The organism is Dactylosporangium sp. NPDC049742 (genome assembly GCF_040674675.1).
Taxonomy (GTDB): domain Bacteria; phylum Actinomycetota; class Actinomycetes; order Mycobacteriales; family Micromonosporaceae; genus Dactylosporangium; species Dactylosporangium maewongense.
In genome coordinates, this window is the sequence record NZ_JBFANF010000016.1 from 136,323 (window position 1) to 157,306 (window position 20,984).

The window sequence follows — 20,984 nt, forward strand, 5'->3', positions numbered from 1 at the left end:
GCCGCGCACCCCCGCCCGGAAAGATCCCTGGCGATGTGTCAACGCACACAGCCACTACGATCGCCTGCGTACGGAGGGGTGGGTGAGCCGGATGACACGTTCGGGCACGGTACTGGCGGGGCGCTACGAGATCGGGCAGCACATCGCCTCCGGCGGCATGGGCGACGTGTGGCAGGGGCACGACCGCGTGCTCGGGCGCACCGTCGCGGTCAAGCTGCTACGCGCACCCGCCGGCGACCCGTCGTTCATCGAGCGGTTCCGGGCCGAGGCGCGCACCATGGCCACGATCAGCCACCCCGGCGTCGTCGACGTGTACGACTTCGGCGACGACCCCACCGCCGGCGTGTACCTGGTCATGAAGTACATCGAGGGCGAGTCCCTGGCCCGCACCCTGGACCGCTCGCCGCGCCTGTCCGCCGAGACCACGATGCGGCTGGTCGCCGAGGCCGCGCTCGCGCTGCACGCGGCGCACGAGAAGGACGTGACGCACCGCGACGTGAAGCCCGCGAACCTGCTGATCCGCCCCGACGGCAGCACCGTGCTCACCGACTTCGGCATCGCCCGCTCGTCCACCAGCACCCACGAGACGTCGATGGGGCTGCTGCTGGGCACCGCGTCGTACATCGCGCCGGAACGCGCGGCCGGCGAGCCGGCGACCGCCCAGTCGGACATCTATTCGCTGGGCGTCGTCGCGTACCGCTGCCTCGCGGGCGAACTGCCCTTCACCGGCGAGAGCATGCTGCAGATCGCGCTCCGCCACGCCCACGACGAGCCGCCACCCTTGCCTGCTTCCTTAGCTCCGGCGGTCCGCTCGGTGGTCGCGCGGGCGATGGCCAAGAATCCCGCGGACCGGTGGCCTTCGGGCTCCGCCTTCGCCGCCGCCGCTCGGGAGGCGCTGACCGCGGAGCCGACCCGCCCCCTGACCGCCGCACCCGCCCGCGGCCGCCGGCGGGTCATCCTGGCCGCCGCCGGTGTGGTGCTGCTGCTGGCCGCGGCCGCCGCTACCGTCGCGCTGCTGCCCGGCGGCGACCCCCAGACACCCGCTCACGCCGCCGGCACCACCGAGCCCGGCCCGGCCGCCGGCGCCGCAGGCCTCACCGGGGCCCCCGGCTCCCCCGCCGCGTCCGTCCCCGCCACCCGCGGCCCGTCGGCGGCGGTCCCCACCCCACCGTCGCCACCGCCCAGCAGGGCCGAGGTCGCCGGAGCGCCCGCGGTGCCGTCGAAGCTGACCGCGACCCCCATCAGCACCACCACGATCCGCCTCCGCTGGACGGACGCCTCCAGCAACGAGACCGGCTTCAGCGTCCTCAACGGCGCCAAGTCCCGCGACACCGCCGCCAACGCGACCACCCTCGACTGGGACGGCCTGGCCCCGGACACGTACATGTGCTTCAAGGTGCGCGCCTTCAACGCCGCGGGCCCGTCCGCCTACCACCCGGCCGGCCAGCAGGACTGGGTCTGCGCCACCAGCCTCGCCGGTCAGGGCCCCGCCGCCCCGTCCAACCTGACCGCCACCCCCGTGAGCCCCACCGCCATCCGTCTCCAGTGGACGGACAACTCCACCGACGAGACCGGCTTCACCGTCATCGACGGCTCCAGGTCCCGCACCACCGGCGCCAACTCGACGTCACTGACCTGGGACGGCCTCACCCCCGGCACATACATGTGCTTCAAGGTCCGCGCCTCCGGCGCCGCCGGCGTCTCCGCCTACTCCCCACCCGGCCAGCAGGACTGGGCCTGCGCCACCACCCCCACCGCGTAGGCCTGCCGCTGGGCCGGACCTACCGCGTGGTGTGCGCTTCATCCTCGTTCCAGATGGACAGCTCGTACCCTTCTCCGTGCTGCTCCACCACGCGCTCGTATGCCTCGTCGACATCTGCGGCGAAGACGCTCAGCGGGATCCGATTCCCGTCGCCGAGGTTGATCCAGCCGATGTACTCCCGCGTCGCCGGTTCTTCGGCACCGCCATGACGACGCTGGGGACCAGGGACGTAACGCTGAGGACGGCTACCGGGCCGGAAACTGGGTTCTTCGACGCTCATGTCCCTCTCCCGTCCGGGCCACATAAATTCGACGACCGGATACGGCGCCCCGACGCGCCGCACTACCGAACAGTGTTGGCCTCGTCCTCGTTCCAGAGCGAGATCACGTGCCCCTCTCCATACTGCTGCACCACCATGTGGTACGCCGTCGAGGCGTTGACGGCCCAGACGCTCAACGGAACGGGGGGATCGTCCCCGATCTCGATCTCACCGATGTACTCCTTCAGCGGCGGATCGCTGTTGCTGCTCATGATTCCACCCGGCCCCACCGACAACCGGCAGGCGGGTGTGCACTGTCGCATGTCTCCCTCGCGCCCGGCGACACCCGTGCCGCGAACGAGACACCGGCACCGACTCCCTGTGGCTCACCGGCACCCCGGACCGTGCTTGGGCGCGGGAAGCAGCGACCCGACCAGCGCCCAGTGTTCGTCGGTCAGGTCCGAGGGGTACCGCCGCGGCCGGAGCATCTGGCCACGTCGGCGGCATCGGCGGTCACGCGGGCACGCCGATGCATCATCGGATCTTGTCCCAGAATTCCCATTCCTTGGCGTGGTCGGGGCACTGTTCCCTGAGCTGCTGGGTGGCCAGCGATAACGCCCTGCGACCAGGCTCGTCCGGCGTGTAGTGCAACTCGAACTTCTGGCCGCACCTCACACACCGAAGCATGACGTTCCTGGCGGTGCGGCCCCAGACCGCGCGCTCCCCGTCGGGCGGGATCCAGGGGCTCGGCTCGGTGGCCCAGCCGGCGTCATAACGCTGCACCGCCTCGACGAACTCCGCGGGCGGCCGGTAAGCATGAGCGGAGACGTAATGCCAGATCAGCGCCGGCGCCGCGAACATCACGCCCGGCCGGGCCGGCACCCTGATCTCGCGGAACGCAAGCCAGGACTCGCCGTCCGACCGCGGATCGGCGATGAGACTCGTGTCCGACGGGCAGAACTCACAGCCGTGCAGGCCGCGCGTCTCGTTGACGGCCGGGTTGCCGACGATGTCGAGCAACGCATCGGCGAACCCGTCCGGGACCGGGCCCGTGTCGAACGGCTGCGAGCCATCCAACCAGCCGACGCTGAGCCGCTCGTACCGCGGCCGGTAGTCCAGCGTGCCCCATTCGTATCTGACGGTGTCGTGGTCGAAGAGCGAGTACGCGTGCGTCAGGTCCGCGAAGTAGGTCACCGCGGCAAGATACGGCGTTGGGTGCAATAACCGGCGATGAGGTCGGTCATACGGTCAAGACCTGCACGTCGGTCAGACCCGATGAGCATCGCCGCAGCTGGGACGTCCGGCTTACCTTGGCGGCATCGACGCAAGCGGTTGCGCCTGACGACAAACAGACCCACTTCTCAAACACCCAGCTCCGGTCCGGATGCCAACCTACCGCATGGTGTGCGCTTCTTCCTCGTTCCAGATGGACAGCTCGTGCCCTTCTCCGTGCTGCTCCACCACGCGCTCGTATGCCTCGTCGACATCTGCGGCCAAGACGCTCAGCGAGATCCGATTCCCGTCGCCGAGGTTGATCCAGCCGATGTACTCCCGCGTCGCCGGTTCTTCGGCACCGACATGACGACGCTGGGGACCAGGGACGTAACGCTGAGGACGGCTACCGGGCCGGAAACTGGGTTCTTCGATGCTCATGTCCCTCTCCCGTCCGGGCCACATAAATCTAGAAGGCACACGGCACTGTGGCAGAAGGCTCCGTCATCACCTGCAAGATTCCCCTCGGATGCCGCTGTCGCAGAATCGCCGCCGCACCGCGCCGTCCGGCGGAGATGGAGGGACAAGGCGCCGTATTCCGGTTTCGACGACCGGATACGGCGCCCCGACGCGCCGCACTACCGAACAGTGTTGGCCTCGTCCTCGTTCCAGAGCGAGATCACGTGCCCCTCTCCATACTGCTGCACCACCATGTGGTACGCCGTCGAGGCGTTGACGGCCCAGACGCTCAACGGAACGGGGGGATCGTCCCCGATCTCGATCTCACCGATGTACTCCTTCAGCGGCGGATCGCTGTTGCTGCTCATGATTCCACCTCCCGCTACATGAGATCCGTCAGGCAGTTCCGACTGAAGCAGAACGCGCCAATGACCAAGTCCGGCTTCCGCAGGACAGCGGTGATTTCGTCATCACCCATCACCGACATGTCATAGAGCCGGACTCCTGGCCTAGAACCCCATCGCGCCGCATCTTGCGAGTAAAACATGTATTCGGCCCACCATGCACCTTGTTCGTTTCCGTGGACTCCGGTGAGGATGTGGATATTGGCACCCCGGTTGCCGTCAACGATGTGCTGGAAGTGCACCTGCTTGATGTCATCGATGGTGGAGAGCCAGACCTTGCCGCCGGCGGCGTTGGTCGTTTCCACGAACGCAGCTTCCGAAGCCCCGGAGGCGCCGGCGCCGCGCCCCGCCGCCGAAGCGGCCCGATCACTGCTTGCGAAGCCACGGGCGAGGCCGAGGCCAGGAAGGAAGCCCAGGGTGTCCAGGGCCATGCCGCCGCCGTACTTGGCGTTGGCCCAGAAGCCGTCGTTGTACTCCTTGTTCTGGACGAAGTCGTATGTTCGGTCCGTCATGCTCAGGGTCGAGGCGGCACCGCCCGCGAGCGCGCAGCCGAGGCCAAGGGACCAGAGGCAGGTGCCGAGGCCGATGACGGAAGCGCCGACCGCGAGGGGCTTGCCGTTGGTCCGCCACCAGGCCCCGGGGTCCTTGAAGGCGCACTTCAGGTCGAGGACGAAGCAGCTCGGCGGCGGCGGTGGCGTGATGATGCTGGGGCATCGAGGGATCGCGGCCTGGGCCTTGTACACCGCGGGCGGGACGTACGGCACCCCAGCCGGCGGGACGTAGGTGCGGAAGAAGGCCACCAACTCGCCGTAGAACACACCGATGTTGCACCAGCCGTCGAAAGAGCACCCGACGTACCAGTCGATGATCCTGGTGTAGCGGTAGTTGCCCTTGGTCCACCGTTCGACCGTGGTGCCGACGTACAGGTAGAAGTCGTCCTTCAGGCCGCTGGAATCGGCGGCGTTGATCGGACTGTTGTGGGCGTATGAGTAGCCGTTGAAGGTCTGCGGGTCGGTGGAGGTGAAGATCGGGTCGATGGCGACGAAGCGGCCGATGGAGGCGTCGTAGGGCCGGGCGCCGAGCTGGGTCAGGCCCGTCGGGTCGTCGGTGCCGCCGACGAAGCCCAGGTTCGTCGGCCAGGTCGCGGCGGTGCCGCGGGACTGGCCGAACGGGGTCATCCGGCGTTGGGTCTTCGTGAGCGTCGCGGCCTTGAAGCTCAGCGTGCTGGTGCCGTGCGGGTCCGACGCCGTCCAGCACAGGCCCTCGCCACTGGTGCGGAAGGCGGTCGCGCCGTAGAAGCGGGTGGTCGACACGACGTTGCTGGTGGAGAGGTGCAGCTGCTGTGAGCCGATGTACAGCGTGGCGCCGGTCGAGTCGCGCGAGATGAGCCGGCTGCCGTCGACGTCGTAGACGTAGGTGGCGGAGGCGCCGCTGGTGTCGGTGACCGAGTCCAGGTGGCCCTCGGCGTCCCAGTGGAGGGTCTGGGAGGGCTTGCCCGCGACCGCACGCGTGGTCATGTTGCCGGCGTTGTCGTAGGCGTAGGTGTTGGTCTTCGCGCCGCCGACGCCGGCGTAGTCGACCTTGCTCAGCGAGTGCGGGTGGGCCGCGGTCGGCGCCGGGATGGTCGAGGTGGCCGTGGTGGTGCCGCCGCTGACGTGGTCGACCTGGGTCTTGCGGTTGCCGACCTCGTCGTAGGTCCAGGACTGCCAGTAGGGTGCCGGGCCGCCGAGGGTCGGGTTGGTCGGGTCGGTCGTGCCGCAGGCGCCGTTGGCGGGCGTCCAGGCGTGCACCAGCCGGCGGAAGTAGTCGTAGCGGAAGCACTGGTTGTCGTCGGGACCGGCACCGTACTGGTTGGTCAGGTCCTTGATGCCCGTGACGTTGCCGATGGTGTCGTACTCGTAGTAGGCGTCCTGGTAGACGTTGCTGGTGTCGTTGTCGTAGACGCCGTGCTCGAGCAGGCGGCCGGTGCCGTCCTCGTAGGCGTAGATCTGGGCGAGGTTCTTCGACCCGCCGTCGTTGTTCAGCGTGGCACTGAGCCGGGCGAGGCTGTCGTACGCGCTGTTCGTGAGGTACGTGTTCGCGCCGGACAGCGTCGTCGGCAGGCCCATGCTGTCGTAGCCGTAGGTCAGCGTCTCGGCCGGCTGCGCGCCGAGCGCGGTGCCGCCGATGGCCGGCAGCTGCACCGTGTTGACGCTGCCGTCGGCGTTGTAGGTGGTGTTCGTCGTGTACGTGCCGGCCAGCAGGCCCTCGGTCGACGGGATCGTGACGGCGGCGCTGGTCACCCGGCCGGCGGCGTCGTAGCCCAGAACGCTGCTGGTGTACTGGGCGCCGGTCGCGCCGCCGACGTAGCGGGTGCTGGTGTCGGCCATACCCTTGGCGAGCGAGTCGTACGTCGTGCGGGCCAGCAGCGTCCCGGTCCCGGCGGCGCCCTGCCAGCGTTCGGTCGGCCGGCTCAGCTGGTCGTAGACGGTGGTCCGGGTGACCGGCCGGGAATCGGTCACGGTGACCTGGCGGTCGGCGTCGTCGTAGGTGTACGTGGTCTGGCCGCGGTCCGGGTCGTTGGACAGCTTCATCCGGCCGCGGACGTCGTACTCGTAGGTCCAGATCGACCCCATGGGGTCGATGATCTTCGACGGGTAGCCGCGCTTGTCGTACTCGTACGTGGTGATCGCGCGGTTGGCCGTGGAGAGCTTGTCGGCGCTCGGCACGTTCGAGTGGTAGTTGATGATCTTCGTGGCCTGGCCGGTGGCGTTGACGTAGGTGGTCGTGCCGACCCCGCCGGGGGGCGCGGTCACGTCGCTGTAGTCGCCGCCGTGCGCGGTGGTGGTCCGCCACTGCTCCACGCCGTTCTTCTGGAAGATCGACGCGATCTGGCGCCGGGCGTTGTCGTACGTGGCGAGCATCCGGCCGGGCACCGGGCTGGACGGCACGAACAGGGAGCCCCACGAGACGCCCGCCTGGAAGTAGGCGTTGTTGGTCTGGACGGTCAGGCCGCGGGAGTCGTAGATCGTGTCGGACAGAATCACGCCGCCGCCCGGCGCCGGCACCTGGGTCTGGCGCGGCCGCAGCTGGCTGTCGAAGACCTGGTACGTGGTGTTGTAGCCGGTGCCCGCGGGGTTCAGCTTCGACGACGCGACGGAGGTGGCGCCGGTCGTGCCGCCCATCACGTAGGTGTACTTGAGGTTGGGGGTCTGCGTCGCCTTGGCGCGGCCGGGCTCCCACACCTTGGTGAGCCGGCCGAAGGCGTCGTACTCCAGGTCGGTACGCCGGTTGTTCGGGTCCACCTTGGCGGTCGGGTTGCCGTACGCGGGGTCGGAGTACACGGTGGAGACCCAGCCGTTGGCGGCCGTCGACGTCATGCTGGTCGGCAGCGACCCGGTGGTGGGCGTGTAGGCGGTGGTGGTGACGTTGCCCAGGACGTCCTTCGACGTCAGCGTCCGGCCGTAGACGTCGTACGTCGCCTCGGCGCTGTTGATGTACGTCGCGGCGCCGGCGACGACGTCGGCGAGCCGCTCGGTCCGGGTGACGTCACCCTTCGTGACCGTCGAGTTGAAGGACGTCGCGTAGTCGTACCAGGTCCGTACGTCGGAGATCAGGTCCGTCGCGAGGTTCGGGGTCGCCGAGCAGGAGACCGCGAGCTTGCGCTGCTGCGCGACGACGGTGCGGATCTTGCCGTTCGGGTCGGTGGCGAAGGTGTTGATCGTGCACCGGTTGTCGTTGGCCGACGTGTCGTCGTTGGTCTCGTCGACCTTCATGATCCGGCCGATCGGGTCGGCCAGGCCGGTCTCGGTGTCGAACGTGTTGGTCGACTTCGCCGTCAGCCAGCCCCGGTTGCCGTCGAGCGCGGTCTTCGTCGTCGACGACTTCGTGTTGGTGATGTAGGCGTTGACGGTCACGCTGTTGCGGGTGCGGGTCGCGGTCGGCCCGGACTCCCACGGCTCCGTCAGGCTCTTGGACACCACCGGTGCGTTGTCGCCGACGCCGTTGTATTGGATGACCTCACGGGTCAGGCCGCGCCGCCAGTCCTCGTCGTTGATCGCGGCGCCGCCGAAGGTCGCGTCGGCCGGGATCGTGACGGTCCGCGTGCCGGTGCTCAGCTTGTCGCCGTGCATGCCGCGGAAGTAGATGGTGTCGGTCTGCTCCTGGTTGGTGCCGGATGCACCGTGCAGCGTCCGGACCTTGGAGTAGCCGCGCCACTGGCCCCACGACTTGTGGTTCGGCGTCACGATCTCGTTGTCGTCGTAGTGCCAGGCAGGCGTGTCGTACGAGTAGGAGGTGACCTCGGCGGGCGCGAGACCGGTCGGGTCGCTGGCGGTCACGCCGGTGACGACGTACTTGTGGAACCAGTCGAAGGTCGCGGTGGTGCCGCCGTACGGCGTCCACCAGACCGGGTAGCAGCGCTTCGTGTTCGTGTCCGCCGCGGCGGGCATGTTCGTGTTCTTGACGCACTCCGGCGACGAGTACGTGACCGCGGTGACGCCGCCGGCCTCATTGGTGATCGACGAGACGCGGAACCGGATGATCGGGTCCTTGGTGACCGCGGTGTCGACCCGGTTGCTGAGCTGCACCGAGGCGAACGTGACGTCGGGGGTGGTGAGGTTCGGCGTCGCGGCCAGGCCGGCGGCGGAGATACCGCTGAGCCACAGGGTCTTCGCGTGCCCGTCGCCGGGGTCCTTGAACTGGTGGTTCAGCGTCCAGCGGCGCACGTCGCGGTAGGTGGTGCCGGTGCCGGTCCACACCTTCGTGGTGATCGTGGACAGCATCTTCTGCGTGAAGAAGGCCGGCGTGTATACGTCGGGGCACGACGTCGTGGAGTCGCACTGCTGGTCCCACGGCACGTCCGGCCAGTTCGACGGCGTCGACTTCACGCACGTCGCGCCCTGCGTGACGCACCGGTCCTGCAGGCCGAACTCGACCCGGGCCGGCGCCGCGCCGACGGAGTAGATGCTGTCGACGTTGCTGTCGCGGCGGGTGCCGTAGTCGATGTGGTCGAGGTGCCCGGCCCGCACGTACGTGGAGACGGCGCTATTGGTCACGTTGCGCGCGTAGTGGTTGAGCTGCTGCGCGTACCACAGCGACATGCTGTTGCCGTGCGGGTCGACGACGTAGTCGAGGTTCCAGGTGTATGCCTGGTCGCAGGAGGCGTTGGCGAACGTGGCGTTGTAGCAGGGCTCGCCGGCGTTGTTGCCGAAGACCGGCACCGTGTACACGGACTGCGTCGTGGACTTGCCGCTCGACCAGCCGGGCAGCTGGTTCAGGCCGAAGTAGTACTCCCAGCCGTCGGTCGTGGTGACCTTCCAGTACTCCCCGTTGCGCGCCCCGTTCGTCGCACCGGTGAGCCGCTCGACCTTGCTGCCGTCGTCTTCTTTGATCTTCCAGACGTCCGGGCTGGTCGACACCTGGATCAGCTCGCCGGCGTGGCCGGGCAGCGTCAGCGTGGCGTTGTCGGTCCCCCAGCACAGGTCGCCGATGCCGGTCTTGCCGTCGTCGACGCAGGCGGGGTACACGCGGCTCACCGCACCGGCCGCGTAGTCGAACCCGTCGCCGATCCACGACGGCTGGTTGTTCGTCGCGGCCGTCTTGCCGTCCATCGACTGCGCCGAGTAGGACAGGCCGACCTGCGCGGACGGTCCACCGAGCGCCGTCGGGACCTCGATCGGGTAGGACCAGGTGAAGTCGCCGGACTGACCGCCGCCGGACCAGCTGCTGGTCGCCTTCAGCGGGGTCGCCGCGTAGTCGCCGCCGCCGGTCGAGGACTGCGGTGAGCTGGCCAGCGCGACCACCGCGCCCGCCGACCCGCTCGCCGCGGCCGCCGACATCGTCGAGGCGCCCGCGGCCGTCTTCGCCGGCGCCACCGACGTGAGCGACACCGTCGTGGTCAGCTTGCCGGTCGCCGGGTCGTTGACCGTCGGCAGGGCCGTCGCCTGGCACTGCGGCGCGTCAGGGTTCTCCAGCGCGCACTCCGGCAGCTGTACGAGCCGCAGCCGGTTGGACCAGTCACCACCGACCGCGTCCCGGAACCCGCTGTAGTCCAGCGCGACGCGCACCGCGCCGCCGGAGCTCACCCCGTCGGTGCGGGTGATCCGGGTGACGACGGACCGGTTGGCCTTGCCGGCCTTCCCGGCCGCCGGGTCGAGGACCTCGACCCGCACCGATGCCGGGCTGCCGCCCCCGCCGGCGAGGGCCGTGCGCTTGCCGCTCTGCGCCGTCGAGCCCACGCTCACCGGCATGCCGGTCACCGGCGCCAGGTCCACGGCGTCGGCCTGGACCATCGGCCCCGGGTCCGATGCGACGGGCAGCCGCACCTCGGCGGTCGCCGCGGTGGGCCAGCGCACCGCCTTGGCCGAGCGCATGTTCTTGTCCGCGGTCGGGTCGCCGGTCGTCCCGGACGGCACCACGTACCGCCCCGGAACGGAGGCGACCGCCTTCGGCTTGGCGATCTTCTTCGGCGGCGCGGCGAACCCCGGTGTCTCCACACCGATCGTCGCGGCGATCACCAGCGGAAGCACGACCGTCAGGGTCCGCCGCCAACTGGGCATGGTGGTGCGCATCAATTCAACTCCTCCGTGCCGGTGGTGGCGGTCAGGCGACTGGCCGCAGCAGCCACTGCTGAGCCGGCTGGCTGTCGCAGGTCCGCTGGGAGATGGGCGTGAACGGGGCGGCGAGCGCGCCGTCGAGGTTGAGACACTTGCCGGACGGCAGGGCGATGAGCCTGACGACCGCGGCCGAGGGTGCGCCGGAGACGTACTCGACGGTCCAGTACTGGGCCGGCGTCGGCCACGTTTCGACTCCCTCGCAAGGGCCGTAGCCCACCGCAGTGCTGTCGGCGATTCCGGAGCCGGCGAGACACGACATCACCATCCCCACCGAATGGATCGACACGTACTGCGGGCTGTGCGGCGTGAAGGTGAACTTCTGCACGGAGTCGGTGGCGGCGCACGGCTGGCCGTTGACAGGCGGGCCCCCTGGCGAGAGCGCCAACGAGGCGCAGGTCTGCGAGGCGGCGTTGACCAGCTGGTATCTGCCGGGTCCGAGGACGACCGACGCACTGCCGACGGGTCCGATGCCGCCGGTGCTGGCCCTGACCGGTTCAGGCAGGTTGGTGCCGGTCGACGTGGAGATCCACACCTGCGCCTGGTAGGGGCCGCAGCACCGGTACAGCAGGCCGAGGTCGGTCTTGCCGTCGCCGTCGAAGTCGCCGGGGTAGCCGGTGACCTTGGCCCAGTCCCAGGCGTTCGCACCCGAGTTCCATTGGACGACCGGACCGTTGACGCCGGTCCCGTCGGTCTTGGCCAAGAATGTCGCGGTCGCGGTCGTGCCGTTGAACGTGTGGTTCGGTGCCACGATCGCAGCGATGTCGGTCTTGCCGTCGCCGGTGAAGTCGCCGGCGACGAAGTTGCTGTCGGACCAGTACCAGTAGCCGGGTCCGGAGTCCCATTGCAGGATCGGGCTGCCGAACGTGGAGTTGGTCTGCGCCCAGTGCACCCACAGCTTCGTCTGGGCGGCGCCGTAATCGAAGAACTGGGCGATGTCGGTGCGCCCGTCACCGTTGAAGTCCCCGGACAGCAGCTTCACGCGCGTCGGGTCCGACGCACCAGCCGGGTACTGGAACCATGCCACCGGCGCCGCGAAGCTCACCGCACCCGGCGTCGACGTCGACAGCAGGACGTTGATGCTCCAGTTACCGTTGCCCAGGTCGTAGCCGACGGCGAGGTCGGCCTTGCCGTCGGCGTTGAAGTCACCGCCGACCGGCTTCATCTTGGCGATCGTCCACCCGGACATCGTCAGCGACACCGGCTGGGTCAGCAGCCGGTTGGCGTCGGAGCGCTGCACCGCGACGGTCACGTCCGAGCCGGACTGTGCGAACACCGCCGTGTCGGACAGGCCGTCGGCGTCGAAGTCCCCCGGCACCGTCAGGCTCTGCCCGTTGGTGAAGACACCCGCGTTGCCCTGCGGCGCGAGCGGCGCGTTCAGCCCCGAACCGGTGGCGGTCGAGTCCCACCGCCACAACGCGCTCTTGCCACCGCCGACGTCGGACAACGCGGTCAGGTCGGCGCGCCCGTCACCGGTCGCGTCACCGGCAACCGCCGGGGTCACCGTGCCCGGGTTGGCCCGGAACCGCGCGGACGTGTTCGTGCCCGCCGTGCCGTCAGCCTTCACCGCCGTCACGACAATGCTGTTGTAGAACACCGCCTGCAACGGCACCACCGCGGCCGTCACAGTGCTGCCCAGATTCGCCGGCAACCAGATCGTCGGCTCCGCGTCCATGTCCGCGGCGACGCCGTAGCGGTACCCGACGATCGACCCGGCATCCGCGGCGTTCGGCGTGAACGTCACCGTCGTGCTGCGGCCGACCACCGCGGTCGCCGCCGCGCCGGGCACGATGCCGCCACCGACACGCAACGCGAGGTCGGTGCTGGCGATGCCGGGCGGGCTCGGCGCGGTGTTGTCCACCAGCACGTAACACCACGGACTCCAGCCACCCGCCATGCTGCTGTCGGTGTCGACCCCACGCACCCGCCACGACACCGCCGCGCCGTTGGTGAACGCGGCCGCCGGGATGGTCGCCTGATGGTTGGACCCGGACGTCAGCCCGGCCGTCTCGGCCGCCGGCACGTGCTGCGCCGCGACACCGGTGACCGCCCACTCCGCCTTGACCAGGTCACCCTGGGCGGCGTCGGCATCGTTGAGGATCGCGTTGAGCTTCAACCCGTTCGTGGTGTTCACCCGCGTCGGCGCGCTCGCCGACACACCGCAGCTGGTCAGCGCGTTGTCACCGACCTTCAGATCCGCCAGGGCGGGCGCGGACGGCGCGTGGTCGTACTGGATGTGCAGCACCGCCGTGCTCTGATCGAACCGCTTCCACTGCAGGTTCGTACCTTCACTGACCGCCCGCAGCCCTACGCTGAGGGACGTCCAGCCCTGACCGATGGCGTACTGCACCATCGACGTCGTGTCGAAGCTGACCGTGCCCGCGTTCGCGCAGCCGGCCGGGGAACCCACTGCGCGGTTGGCTGGCACGGTCGCGGTGTGCCCGCCGTCCCACGCCGGCTGGTTGTTCCACGTCGTATTGCTGTCGAACCCGCCGACGATCCACAGCTTCGCGTCCGACGCCGGGTTGCACGTCCACGACCACTTCTGCAGGATCTCGAAGTTCGAACTCTGCACCGTCGCGCCGGCCGCGCCGTACGTCTCCATCCGGAACAACGACCGCACACTGTACGTCGGACTGGTGCAGGTGTTCCCGGTGAAGTTGTCACACGTCAGACCCGAACCCGCGTCACCGTACGTCGCGCTGTTGGACATGAACGTCGTCTGCCAGAACTTCGACCCGGCCAGGTCCGACCGCGACGCCACCACCGCCCACGCGTTGCTCGCCTTGTTCCCGGTGAACGTCGGATCGATGTACACCGGATACCGCGTCGCGGGATCGGTCAGGAAACCCTTGTCAGGAACGATCTTCAGCGTGCTGCCGGTCAGGGTCTCACCCATCGCCCGGACCCGCGGCGCCGCACGACCAGCGGTCTGCGACTGCGCCGACCGGATCTCGGTCCGCTCGTTCACCACCGCGTCGGCGGTGTCCCACATCGTCGCCCGCGGCGAGGAGAACACCACAGCGCCGCGCTCGTCCTTCGCGTGCACGCCGCCGTCCGCGTCGGTGCCCAGCGTCACCCCGGTCGTCTGCAACCCGAACGACAACTGCGCCAGCGCCGGGTTCGCCGCAGCCTGCGCCGAATGCACCACCAGCACCTCGGAGAACCCCTCCGCCAGCGCCGTCAGCCGCAGATCCACGCCCGGCAGCACCTCGGCATACGTCGCGGTCGCACCGGACAACACCGGCTTCGGCAACGCCCGGCCCGGCCACGTCATCGCCAGCTTCCGGCCGCCGTCGGTCAGCGTCGCCAGAGGTCCCGACCCGCCGGGCGAGAACGTCACCGGCAGCAGCGTCGCCGCGGCCGCCAGAGTGCCGCCATCGAACCGCAGCGTCGTATCGAGGTCCGTCCAGGAGCCGTCGGCCCGGCGCACCCAGCGCGGGCTCACATGATGCTCGACGGTCGCAGTGCCGTTCTTCCCGATGACGGTCCGGGACGTCGGGGTCCGCCGGTCGATCGCCTCGACCGCACCACCACACGCCTTCGCCGACGCCAGCGCCGCCGCGACATCGTTGCGCGACGCCACACACGGCACCTGCGCACCAGCGGAACCGACGCCGACAACCTGCAGCACCGACGTCAGCAGACCGGCCACAATCGCCGAAGAAACGATTCTGCGCACACCAAAAGACGACCTGCCGGTCACATCGATCCCCCGTAATCGCTGAAAGACCTCGGCAACCTACGGCAGCGCGACACACCCGCGCAACGGGCTTCGAACCCGTTGGCAGGCAGGGAACACAGCCCGTCACGCTGGCCGGCCCGTCAGGACGCCCATCGACCAGCCAAGATCACCTACGGCGACCGAAACCGCGTGGCGAACCTTCACACAAATTCACTGGCGGTGATCCCGTCAATTCGGGCACATGGATTCGTCGGATTCCGCGCGCCGGGATCACGACGCAGACGGCGCTCACGAACGCGGTCCCGGCGGGCAGACCGACGGCCGCATGACGCGCCCGACGGCCCAGGCTCCGCGGCCGGCGCCTCGAACTCCTCCCGTCCGCGCAGGTCGTGATGCGCCGACGCAAGGGGTGGCGCGGCGGGGTAGGAACGCGTAAGTTTTGACTTACCAATGACTGACCTTGACATCACCCTCGCGGCGGTTGCTGATCCGACCCGGCGGGCCATGCTGCAGCGGCTGGCGTTGGGGCCGGCGACGACCGGGCAGCTGGCCGAGCTTTTTCCGATCAGCCGGCCGGCGGTGTCGCAGCATCTGCGGGTGCTGCTCGACGCCGGGCTCGTGCGGGCCGAGACGCGCGGGCGGCACCGGTGGCACGAGCTGCTGACCGGGCCGCTCGACACGATCGGCGCCTGGACCCGTGACCTGGCCGGCCGCCACGCGCACGCACCGACACTGCGACCTGAGGAGCCCACATGACCCAGCCCGTCACCTACGTCGAGATCAACAGCCCGGACCTCGCCGCTACGAACGCGTTCATGGCGGCGGCGTTCGGGTGGCACGCGCAGCCGTTCGCCGCGGCCGACTATCTCGTCGCGCCACATGGGGACGGGGCCGGGGTCGACACCGGGTTGCTCGCCTCCCGCGACGGGCAGCCGCGGACCGTGCCGGTGATCCGGGTCGACGACCTGCCGAAGACCCTCGAGGTGGTCCGCGCCCACGGGGGCACGGTCGTCGTCGAGCCGTTCACCCTGCCGGGTCTCGGTCACGGCTGCTACATCACCGATCCGGCCGGTGTCCTGCTCGGCCTGCACGCCTACGATGCGGGCGCCTGAGCCGGCGGCGGTGGTTAGGGTGGCGGCATGACGACGATCGAGGCGGGGCTGCGGCGGGTGGCGGAGCTGGCCGGGCGGGAGCACTGGCTGGCCGTGCTGGTGACGATCAGGCCGGACGGTGAGGCGTCGACGTCGGTCGTCAACGCCGGCGTCCTGCCGCACCCGGGCACCGGTGAGCCGGTCGTCGCGCTGGTTTCCCGGGGTGACACGGCCAAGCTGCGGAACCTGGCCGGTCACCCGCGGGCGACGCTCGTCTTCCGGGCCGGCTGGGAGTGGATCTCGGTGGCCGGGGCCGCCGAGGTCGTCGGGCCCGAGGTGGGCGCCGAGCCGCTCAGGCTGCTGCTGCGCGACGTCTACCACGCCGCCGGCGGCGTGCACCCGGACCTCGACGAGTACGACCGGGCGATGCTGGAGGACCGTCGCGTCGCCGTCCTGATCCGCCCCGAGCGCTTCGCCACCAACCCCTGACCGGTGGCGGCCCCGGCGCAGGCCAGGACCGCCGCTGGGGTTGCGATCAGGTCATCGTCATGTACAGCCGTTCGCCGGCACGCTCGTAGCCGACGCGGGTGTAGACGCGCCAGGAGTCCTCGCCGGAGGCCTCCAGCCAGGCGAGGTCCACCCCGGACGCGAAGAGGCGGGCCGTCACGTCGGCGGTGATGGCACCGGCGAGGCCGCGGCGGCGGTGTGGCGTACACACGGCGATCCCGGCGACCTCGCTCACCCCGTCGGCGGGTGGGACCGCCTGGCCGCCGCCCGCGCACTCGTCGCCGGTGACGGCCATGACGGCGACGCCGCCGGCGGCCTGCAGGCGGCGGACCCGGGCAACATCCGCCGGGGACGCGACGGGCTCCGCGCCGAAGGCGGCGTTCTGCGCGCCGATCAGCGCCGCGAGCAGCTCGTCGGTGTCCGGTGTCCGCAGCTGGTACGGGTCGGGCACGGCGGGCGTCCGCAGCGTCGACGGGCGGCAGCACAGGTACGTGTGCCGCGCCTCGACCACGAAACCGGCGGCGCGCAGCAGCCCTTCCAGCGACGGGGCGCAGCCGGTGACGTACTCCAACCGCGGCGTGCGGTCGGCGGCCCGGAACGCCGCGACCAGGTCGGCGACGTCGCCGGCGGTGATCGGGGCGTCGGGGCGCGGGGTGGCGTAGTTGATGCTGGGGCTCGCCGTCGTCGGGTCGACCCCGATCACGAACGGCCCGACCCGCACGGGTGCGGGGCGGCTGGAGAGGTTGACGACGACGGACTGCTGGATGCGGGCATCCAAGGACACGGTGATACCTCAAGACGTGAGAAGACCAACGATGGGCGAACAACGCATGGGGCCGCCCAACGCACGCGTCGTCACATCGACGCTCAGGCGGCCGCTCGGCCTACCCGGATCACAGGCTTCAGTCCTTCGTGCACCACTGTCCACGCCGTCTGCGTGGCCGACTGCCACAGTCCCCCATCCCGGGCCGCGCTGTCAAGCGAACCCAGCCCGCGGCCCGCTGTCAAGCGACGTCGTACAGCAGGTGGGTGACGCGGTCGCCCTGCACGATGCGGGACGGGTTGCCGAGGGTGATGGGGTCGCCGGTGCCGGCGCCGCCGAAGAACGGGCGGCCCGAGCCGAACACGACCGGCACCACGTGCAGCACGATCTGCTCGATCAGGCCGAGGCGCAGCGCCTGCCCGCCGATCTGCCCGGCCGCGACGTCGACGATCCGGTCGGGGCCGGCCAGCTCCTGGGCCTGTTCGATCGCGGCCGCGACGCCACCCGTCACGAACGTGAACGGCGCGGTGTCCGCGTGCTTCCAGCCGGTCGGCGGCGTGTGGGTGACGACGAAGACGTGCTCACCCGCGGGTGGGACGCCGCCCCACCCGTCCGTCAGGTCGAACAGGCGCCGCCCGATCACGACCGCGCCGATGTTCGGGTAGACGGACTGGACGAAGTACTTCGACGCCAGGGTGGTGCGGCACGGCTCGTCCTGCCGCGGCGACCACCGCCACTCGGCGTCGCCGTTGCCGAACCAGTCGAACAGCGGCCCGACGGTGTCGTCGTCGCGGGCGATGAACCCGTCCAGCGACACCACCGCGCCCATCTTCACGTGTCCCATGCCCACGCTCCTCCTGCCAGGTCATCACCGACGTTAGCGTCAACTGACAGAAAGCGTTGGGCGGCTCGCACGTACTCGGGTACGCCGTACGCGATGTCCTCCAGCGCCGCGCACCGGGCGAAGAACACGACCCGCTCGCCGAACGCGGGGTCGGTGGGGCCGCCGTAGGCGTCCAGCACCGCGGCGAGGAAGTCGGCGCCGAAGTCGCGGTACAGCCGGGCGAAGTCCAGCGCCGGGTCGGTGACGGCCGCGTCGGTCCAGTCGATGACCCCGGTGACCGTGCCGTCCCGCTCCAGGATGTGCTCGGCGCCCAGGTCGGCGTGGGCCAGGACCCTGCGGGGCGCCGGCGCCGGGACGCCGGTGTGCAGCCGGTCCAGCAGCTCGGGCGGGCCGTCGAGGTCCTCCAGCCACTCGGCCGGGTCGGCGTCCTCGACCGGCACCAGGCCGAGCACGTCGGCCGGCTCGATCGCGTGCAGCTCGCGCAGGAACCACCCCATCGGCCCGGCCAGCGCGGCGGGCGCCGACCGGCCCAGCAGCGGGCGGCCGGGCAGCAGCGGATAGGCCAGCACACCCGTCTCCGCGTCGGCGAAGCGCACCGCCGGCACAGGCAGCGACACCCGTCCGGCCAGCGCGTCGAGCAGCGCCGCCTCACGTCGTACCGTGGCAGCCTCCGCAACCCGGAGGACCAGGCCGCCGGCGAGGAACGCCGTGTTGTCCAGGCCCCTGCCGAGCTCGGTGACCGCGACGTCGGCCAGCTCGGGAACGTGCGCCCGCAGGGCTCGCAGAGCGCGCTCTCGCATACCGGGCTCCAATCGTTGGATAGTCTTGGACAGTGTCCCGTGCAGCCCCGCGGTCGTGGTGGCCCTGATGCCGGGCGGGCGCCCGTGCCGTCCGACGACCTCCTGGCGGTGGTCGCGGAGCGCACGGCGCTGCTGTCCCGTGACGGGCCCTACCGGGACCCGGACCAGGCCGAGCGGGCACAGGGGCGGGCCGCCGCGCGGCTGCTGCTGGCGGGTTCCGGCGACGTCACGGACCTCGACGGCGCGTTCGGCCGTCTGGGGTACGACTCCTCCCACAGCGTCGACGCCGCGACCGGACGCCGCCACAGCATGTTCTCCATGAGCGTGACCTACGGGCCGGCCTGGGGTCTCGTCCTCGCCGACCGGTCCGCGCCGCCGCGCTACGTCATCGAGGTGCCGCACCCCGGCTTCGACATCAACACCGACAGGCTCGGCGTCGCCCTCCACCGCATGGTCCCCGGCAGCGTCCTGCTCATGGCCGGCGCCCACCGCATGGCCGGCAACGGCGGCGCGGACGTCGCCCACAACGACAGGTCGATGTTCCACGTCCTGGCGACCGAGCTGGCCCGCGGCGGCCTGAGCCAGGTGCAGCTGCACGGCTTCGCCGACAAGCACCTTCCCGGCGCGCAGGCGGTCGTGTCGACCGGCGCGGGCCGCGTCTCGCCGCTCGCCCGCGACGTAGCCGCAGGCCTGCAGGAGGCGGGCGTCGTCGTCCGCCGCGCCTGGACCGCCACCCTCGGCCGGCTCGAAGGCACCACCAACGTCCAGGGCAGGGCCGCCGCCGACATCGGCGCGCCGTTCCTGCACATCGAGCTGAGCTGGGCCATCCGCGGCAACCCCGAACGCCTCGACACCGTCGCCCACGCCATCGCCGGACGCCTGCTTCCCGGCTGACCCGGGCCGGCCCTGGGCGCGCTGCCGTCCGGCCGTTCAGCCGGGTCCGCGGGTCGATCCGGTGGCTCGGCCCTGCAGTTCCACGACCCGAAGCGCCGCGCCGACGAGTCGATGGCGAGGCGTGGGCTCCCGCCTCACAGGAGTGACGTCGCCGGCACGAAGGTGTAGCCCAGCTGCTGGATGCCGTCGACGAGCTCCGGCAGGTACTGCAGGCCGAGGAACGGGTGGTAGAAGAAGCTCGCCACGTTGTCGCGGACGACGAGCTGGCGGCGCGCGGAGGCGATCAGGTCCGCGGCGAGCCGCACGCCGTGCTGGTTGAACCGCTGGGTGGCGACGTTGCCGAGCGTCTCGGGGATGACCGGCGTCCCGTAGGCGTCCTGCACCCGGTACGGGAAGTACTGGCTGACCGACCGGGTGCCGGCCGGCGTGCCGGACAGGACGCCGGAGAAGTACAGGACCTGCTCGTAACGGGCCCGGATGCCGGGCGCCGAGGCGATCGCCCGGTAGTCGGTGGCGCTCGCCGTGTAGTGCGGGAACTCCCAGATGTCCGGCACCGGCAGGCCCGCCGCGGTCCACTCCTGGCGGGCCGCGGTGAGCCGGCCGAGCGCCCACTCCGGCGAGTCGTCCTGGACCGGGCCGTCCAGCTGGACCACGCCGGCGTCGTCGACGTGGGCGCGGTAGAACTCGTAGTCCTCGGCGCTGACGCCGTACGGGTTGCGGACCCCGACGAGGCCGTGCGTGTAGCCGTGCATGATGAGCGTGCCGCCGTGTTCGCTCATGTACCGCAGCGCGTCGACGACTGCGGGCGTGCCGCTCAGCGTCCGGTGTACGGGTACGCCGCCGGAATACACGCCCGCCCAGTCGTCGTACACCGCGAACACCGCCACCGCGAACGGGATCTTGCGGGCCGACAGGAAGTCGGCGATGGCGCGCAGCTGCGCCGGGTCGGAGTGCGGGCCGACGTCCTCGATGCGCACCAGCGCCCGGTGCCGGTCCGGCGTCTGCGGGTCGAGCAGCGCGTACAGCAGGTCGGCGAGGACCAGGTACCGGTCGTCGAACGTCACGTAGGTCAGCGGCACCTCGGTCACGTACGTGAGCGCGCCGACCCGTACCGCATAGGGAGCCTCCGAACCGTCCGGCTGGACGGCGCCGGCGAGGGTCGCCGCCTTCGCGTCGGGTGCGACGCCGATGCGGACCATGGCGCCGGCGGCGGGGTTGCGGGTGAGCTCCGTCCCGCGGTACCGGACGGCCGACACGGCGGTCTCGTCGATGGTCGCCGAGCTGAGGCCGGTGCCCCCGTACTTGCCGATGAGCTGCCAGATGTTCGCGCCCAGCCACAGCACGGGCGCGCCGCCGGCGACGTCGGCGAGGAACGCGTCGGGCAGCGGCTCGTCGTACGTCGACCCGATGTAGATCGTCAGCCGGTGCCGTGCCGCGCTGCCCCTCGCGTACCTGGTGACCGGCGCGGCCTCCCACTTCCCGAAGTGGGACGCGAGGTTGCCGGCCTGGACGGCGTACAGCTCGCCGAGGTCACCGTAGGGCCCGGTCGTGTCGTACAGGACGAGCACCCCGGACGGTGGCGGCCCTGACGGTGTCCCGGCCGGCGGTTTCGGCGCGGCGCCGCACCCGGCCAGCAGCACGCTCGACACGACGATCGCGACCACCGTGCCACGCAAGCTCACCGTCCTGACGGTAGTTGCCCGCCCCGCGG

Annotated in this window: 16 protein-coding genes; 5 read left to right on the top strand and 11 right to left on the bottom strand. The window is 70.6% G+C overall.

All coding sequences use genetic code 11. The annotated features are described in order from the left end of the window. The first annotated feature begins 91 nt into the window (after positions 1-91). A complete protein-coding gene (locus AB0J72_RS21725; protein ID WP_363401355.1) occupies positions 92-1,762 on the top strand; it encodes a protein kinase in 1,671 nt (556 codons plus the stop codon). A gap of 19 nt (positions 1,763-1,781) precedes the next feature. Here the strand turns inward: AB0J72_RS21725 and AB0J72_RS21730 are convergent, their stop codons facing one another. The 7 genes from AB0J72_RS21730 to AB0J72_RS21760 form a co-directional block, all read right to left on the bottom strand. Further along, positions 1,782-2,042: a hypothetical protein gene (locus AB0J72_RS21730; protein WP_363401357.1), complete on the bottom strand. Its 261-nt coding sequence runs from the start codon at positions 2,040-2,042 to the stop codon at positions 1,782-1,784. 62 nt (positions 2,043-2,104) lie between these two features. Further along, positions 2,105-2,293, bottom strand: a complete 189-nt coding sequence (locus AB0J72_RS21735; RefSeq protein WP_363401358.1) for a hypothetical protein — start codon at positions 2,291-2,293, stop codon at positions 2,105-2,107. A gap of 262 nt (positions 2,294-2,555) precedes the next feature. After that, complete coding sequence (locus tag AB0J72_RS21740) at positions 2,556-3,215, bottom strand: hypothetical protein (protein WP_363401360.1); 660 nt, start codon at positions 3,213-3,215, stop codon at positions 2,556-2,558. A 198-nt stretch (positions 3,216-3,413) separates the two neighbouring features. Further along, a complete protein-coding gene (locus tag AB0J72_RS21745; RefSeq protein ID WP_363401362.1) occupies positions 3,414-3,674 on the bottom strand; it encodes a hypothetical protein in 261 nt (86 codons plus the stop codon). A 197-nt stretch (positions 3,675-3,871) separates the two neighbouring features. Further along, entirely contained in the window at positions 3,872-4,060 is a 189-nt protein-coding gene (locus AB0J72_RS21750; protein WP_363401358.1) for a hypothetical protein, read from the bottom strand. Between the two features lie 14 nt (positions 4,061-4,074). After that, positions 4,075-10,647 carry an RHS repeat-associated core domain-containing protein gene (locus AB0J72_RS21755; protein WP_363401364.1) on the bottom strand — a complete coding sequence of 2,191 codons (6,573 nt, stop codon included), beginning with the start codon at positions 10,645-10,647 and terminating at the stop codon, positions 4,075-4,077. A gap of 31 nt (positions 10,648-10,678) precedes the next feature. Continuing rightward, positions 10,679-14,275: an FG-GAP-like repeat-containing protein gene (locus AB0J72_RS21760; protein WP_363401366.1), complete on the bottom strand. Its 3,597-nt coding sequence runs from the start codon at positions 14,273-14,275 to the stop codon at positions 10,679-10,681. A 549-nt stretch (positions 14,276-14,824) separates the two neighbouring features. Here AB0J72_RS21760 and AB0J72_RS21765 point away from each other — a divergent pair. From AB0J72_RS21765 to AB0J72_RS21775, 3 genes are read left to right on the top strand one after another with little or no spacing between them, the layout of a single operon-like run. Beyond that, on the top strand, positions 14,825-15,130 hold the full coding sequence (locus tag AB0J72_RS21765; RefSeq protein WP_363401368.1) for a metalloregulator ArsR/SmtB family transcription factor: 306 nt from the start codon (positions 14,825-14,827) through the stop codon (positions 15,128-15,130). Further along, on the top strand, positions 15,127-15,486 hold the full coding sequence (locus AB0J72_RS21770) for a VOC family protein (RefSeq protein ID WP_363401370.1): 360 nt from the start codon (positions 15,127-15,129) through the stop codon (positions 15,484-15,486). Before AB0J72_RS21765 ends, AB0J72_RS21770 begins: the two co-directional genes overlap by 4 nt. Before the next feature lie 27 nt (positions 15,487-15,513). Further along, positions 15,514-15,954, top strand: coding sequence for a TIGR03618 family F420-dependent PPOX class oxidoreductase (locus tag AB0J72_RS21775; RefSeq protein WP_363401372.1), 441 nt, complete (start codon positions 15,514-15,516; stop codon positions 15,952-15,954). Between the two features lie 46 nt (positions 15,955-16,000). Here AB0J72_RS21775 and AB0J72_RS21780 read toward each other — a convergent pair whose 3' ends face one another. The 3 genes from AB0J72_RS21780 to AB0J72_RS21790 all read right to left on the bottom strand — a co-directional run bounded on the left by AB0J72_RS21780 (position 16,001) and on the right by AB0J72_RS21790 (position 18,379). Continuing rightward, positions 16,001-16,756: a GNAT family N-acetyltransferase gene (locus AB0J72_RS21780; protein ID WP_363401374.1), complete on the bottom strand. Its 756-nt coding sequence runs from the start codon at positions 16,754-16,756 to the stop codon at positions 16,001-16,003. Between the two features lie 220 nt (positions 16,757-16,976). Beyond that, positions 16,977-17,579, bottom strand: coding sequence for a dihydrofolate reductase family protein (locus AB0J72_RS21785; RefSeq protein WP_363401376.1), 603 nt, complete (start codon positions 17,577-17,579; stop codon positions 16,977-16,979). Beyond that, a complete protein-coding gene (locus tag AB0J72_RS21790) occupies positions 17,567-18,379 on the bottom strand; it encodes a phosphotransferase (RefSeq protein WP_363401378.1) in 813 nt (270 codons plus the stop codon). Before AB0J72_RS21790 ends, AB0J72_RS21785 begins: the two co-directional genes overlap by 13 nt. Positions 18,380-18,463: 84 nt before the next feature. Between AB0J72_RS21790 and AB0J72_RS21795 the strand changes: the two genes are divergently transcribed. Then, the gene (locus AB0J72_RS21795; RefSeq protein WP_363401380.1) at positions 18,464-19,273 is read left to right on the top strand and encodes a hypothetical protein; all 810 of its coding nucleotides are present in this window, start codon (positions 18,464-18,466) and stop codon (positions 19,271-19,273) included. Between the two features lie 134 nt (positions 19,274-19,407). Here AB0J72_RS21795 and AB0J72_RS21800 read toward each other — a convergent pair whose 3' ends face one another. After that, positions 19,408-20,955, bottom strand: a complete 1,548-nt coding sequence (locus tag AB0J72_RS21800) for a polysaccharide deacetylase family protein (protein WP_363401382.1) — start codon at positions 20,953-20,955, stop codon at positions 19,408-19,410. Between the last annotated feature and the right edge of the window lie 29 nt (positions 20,956-20,984).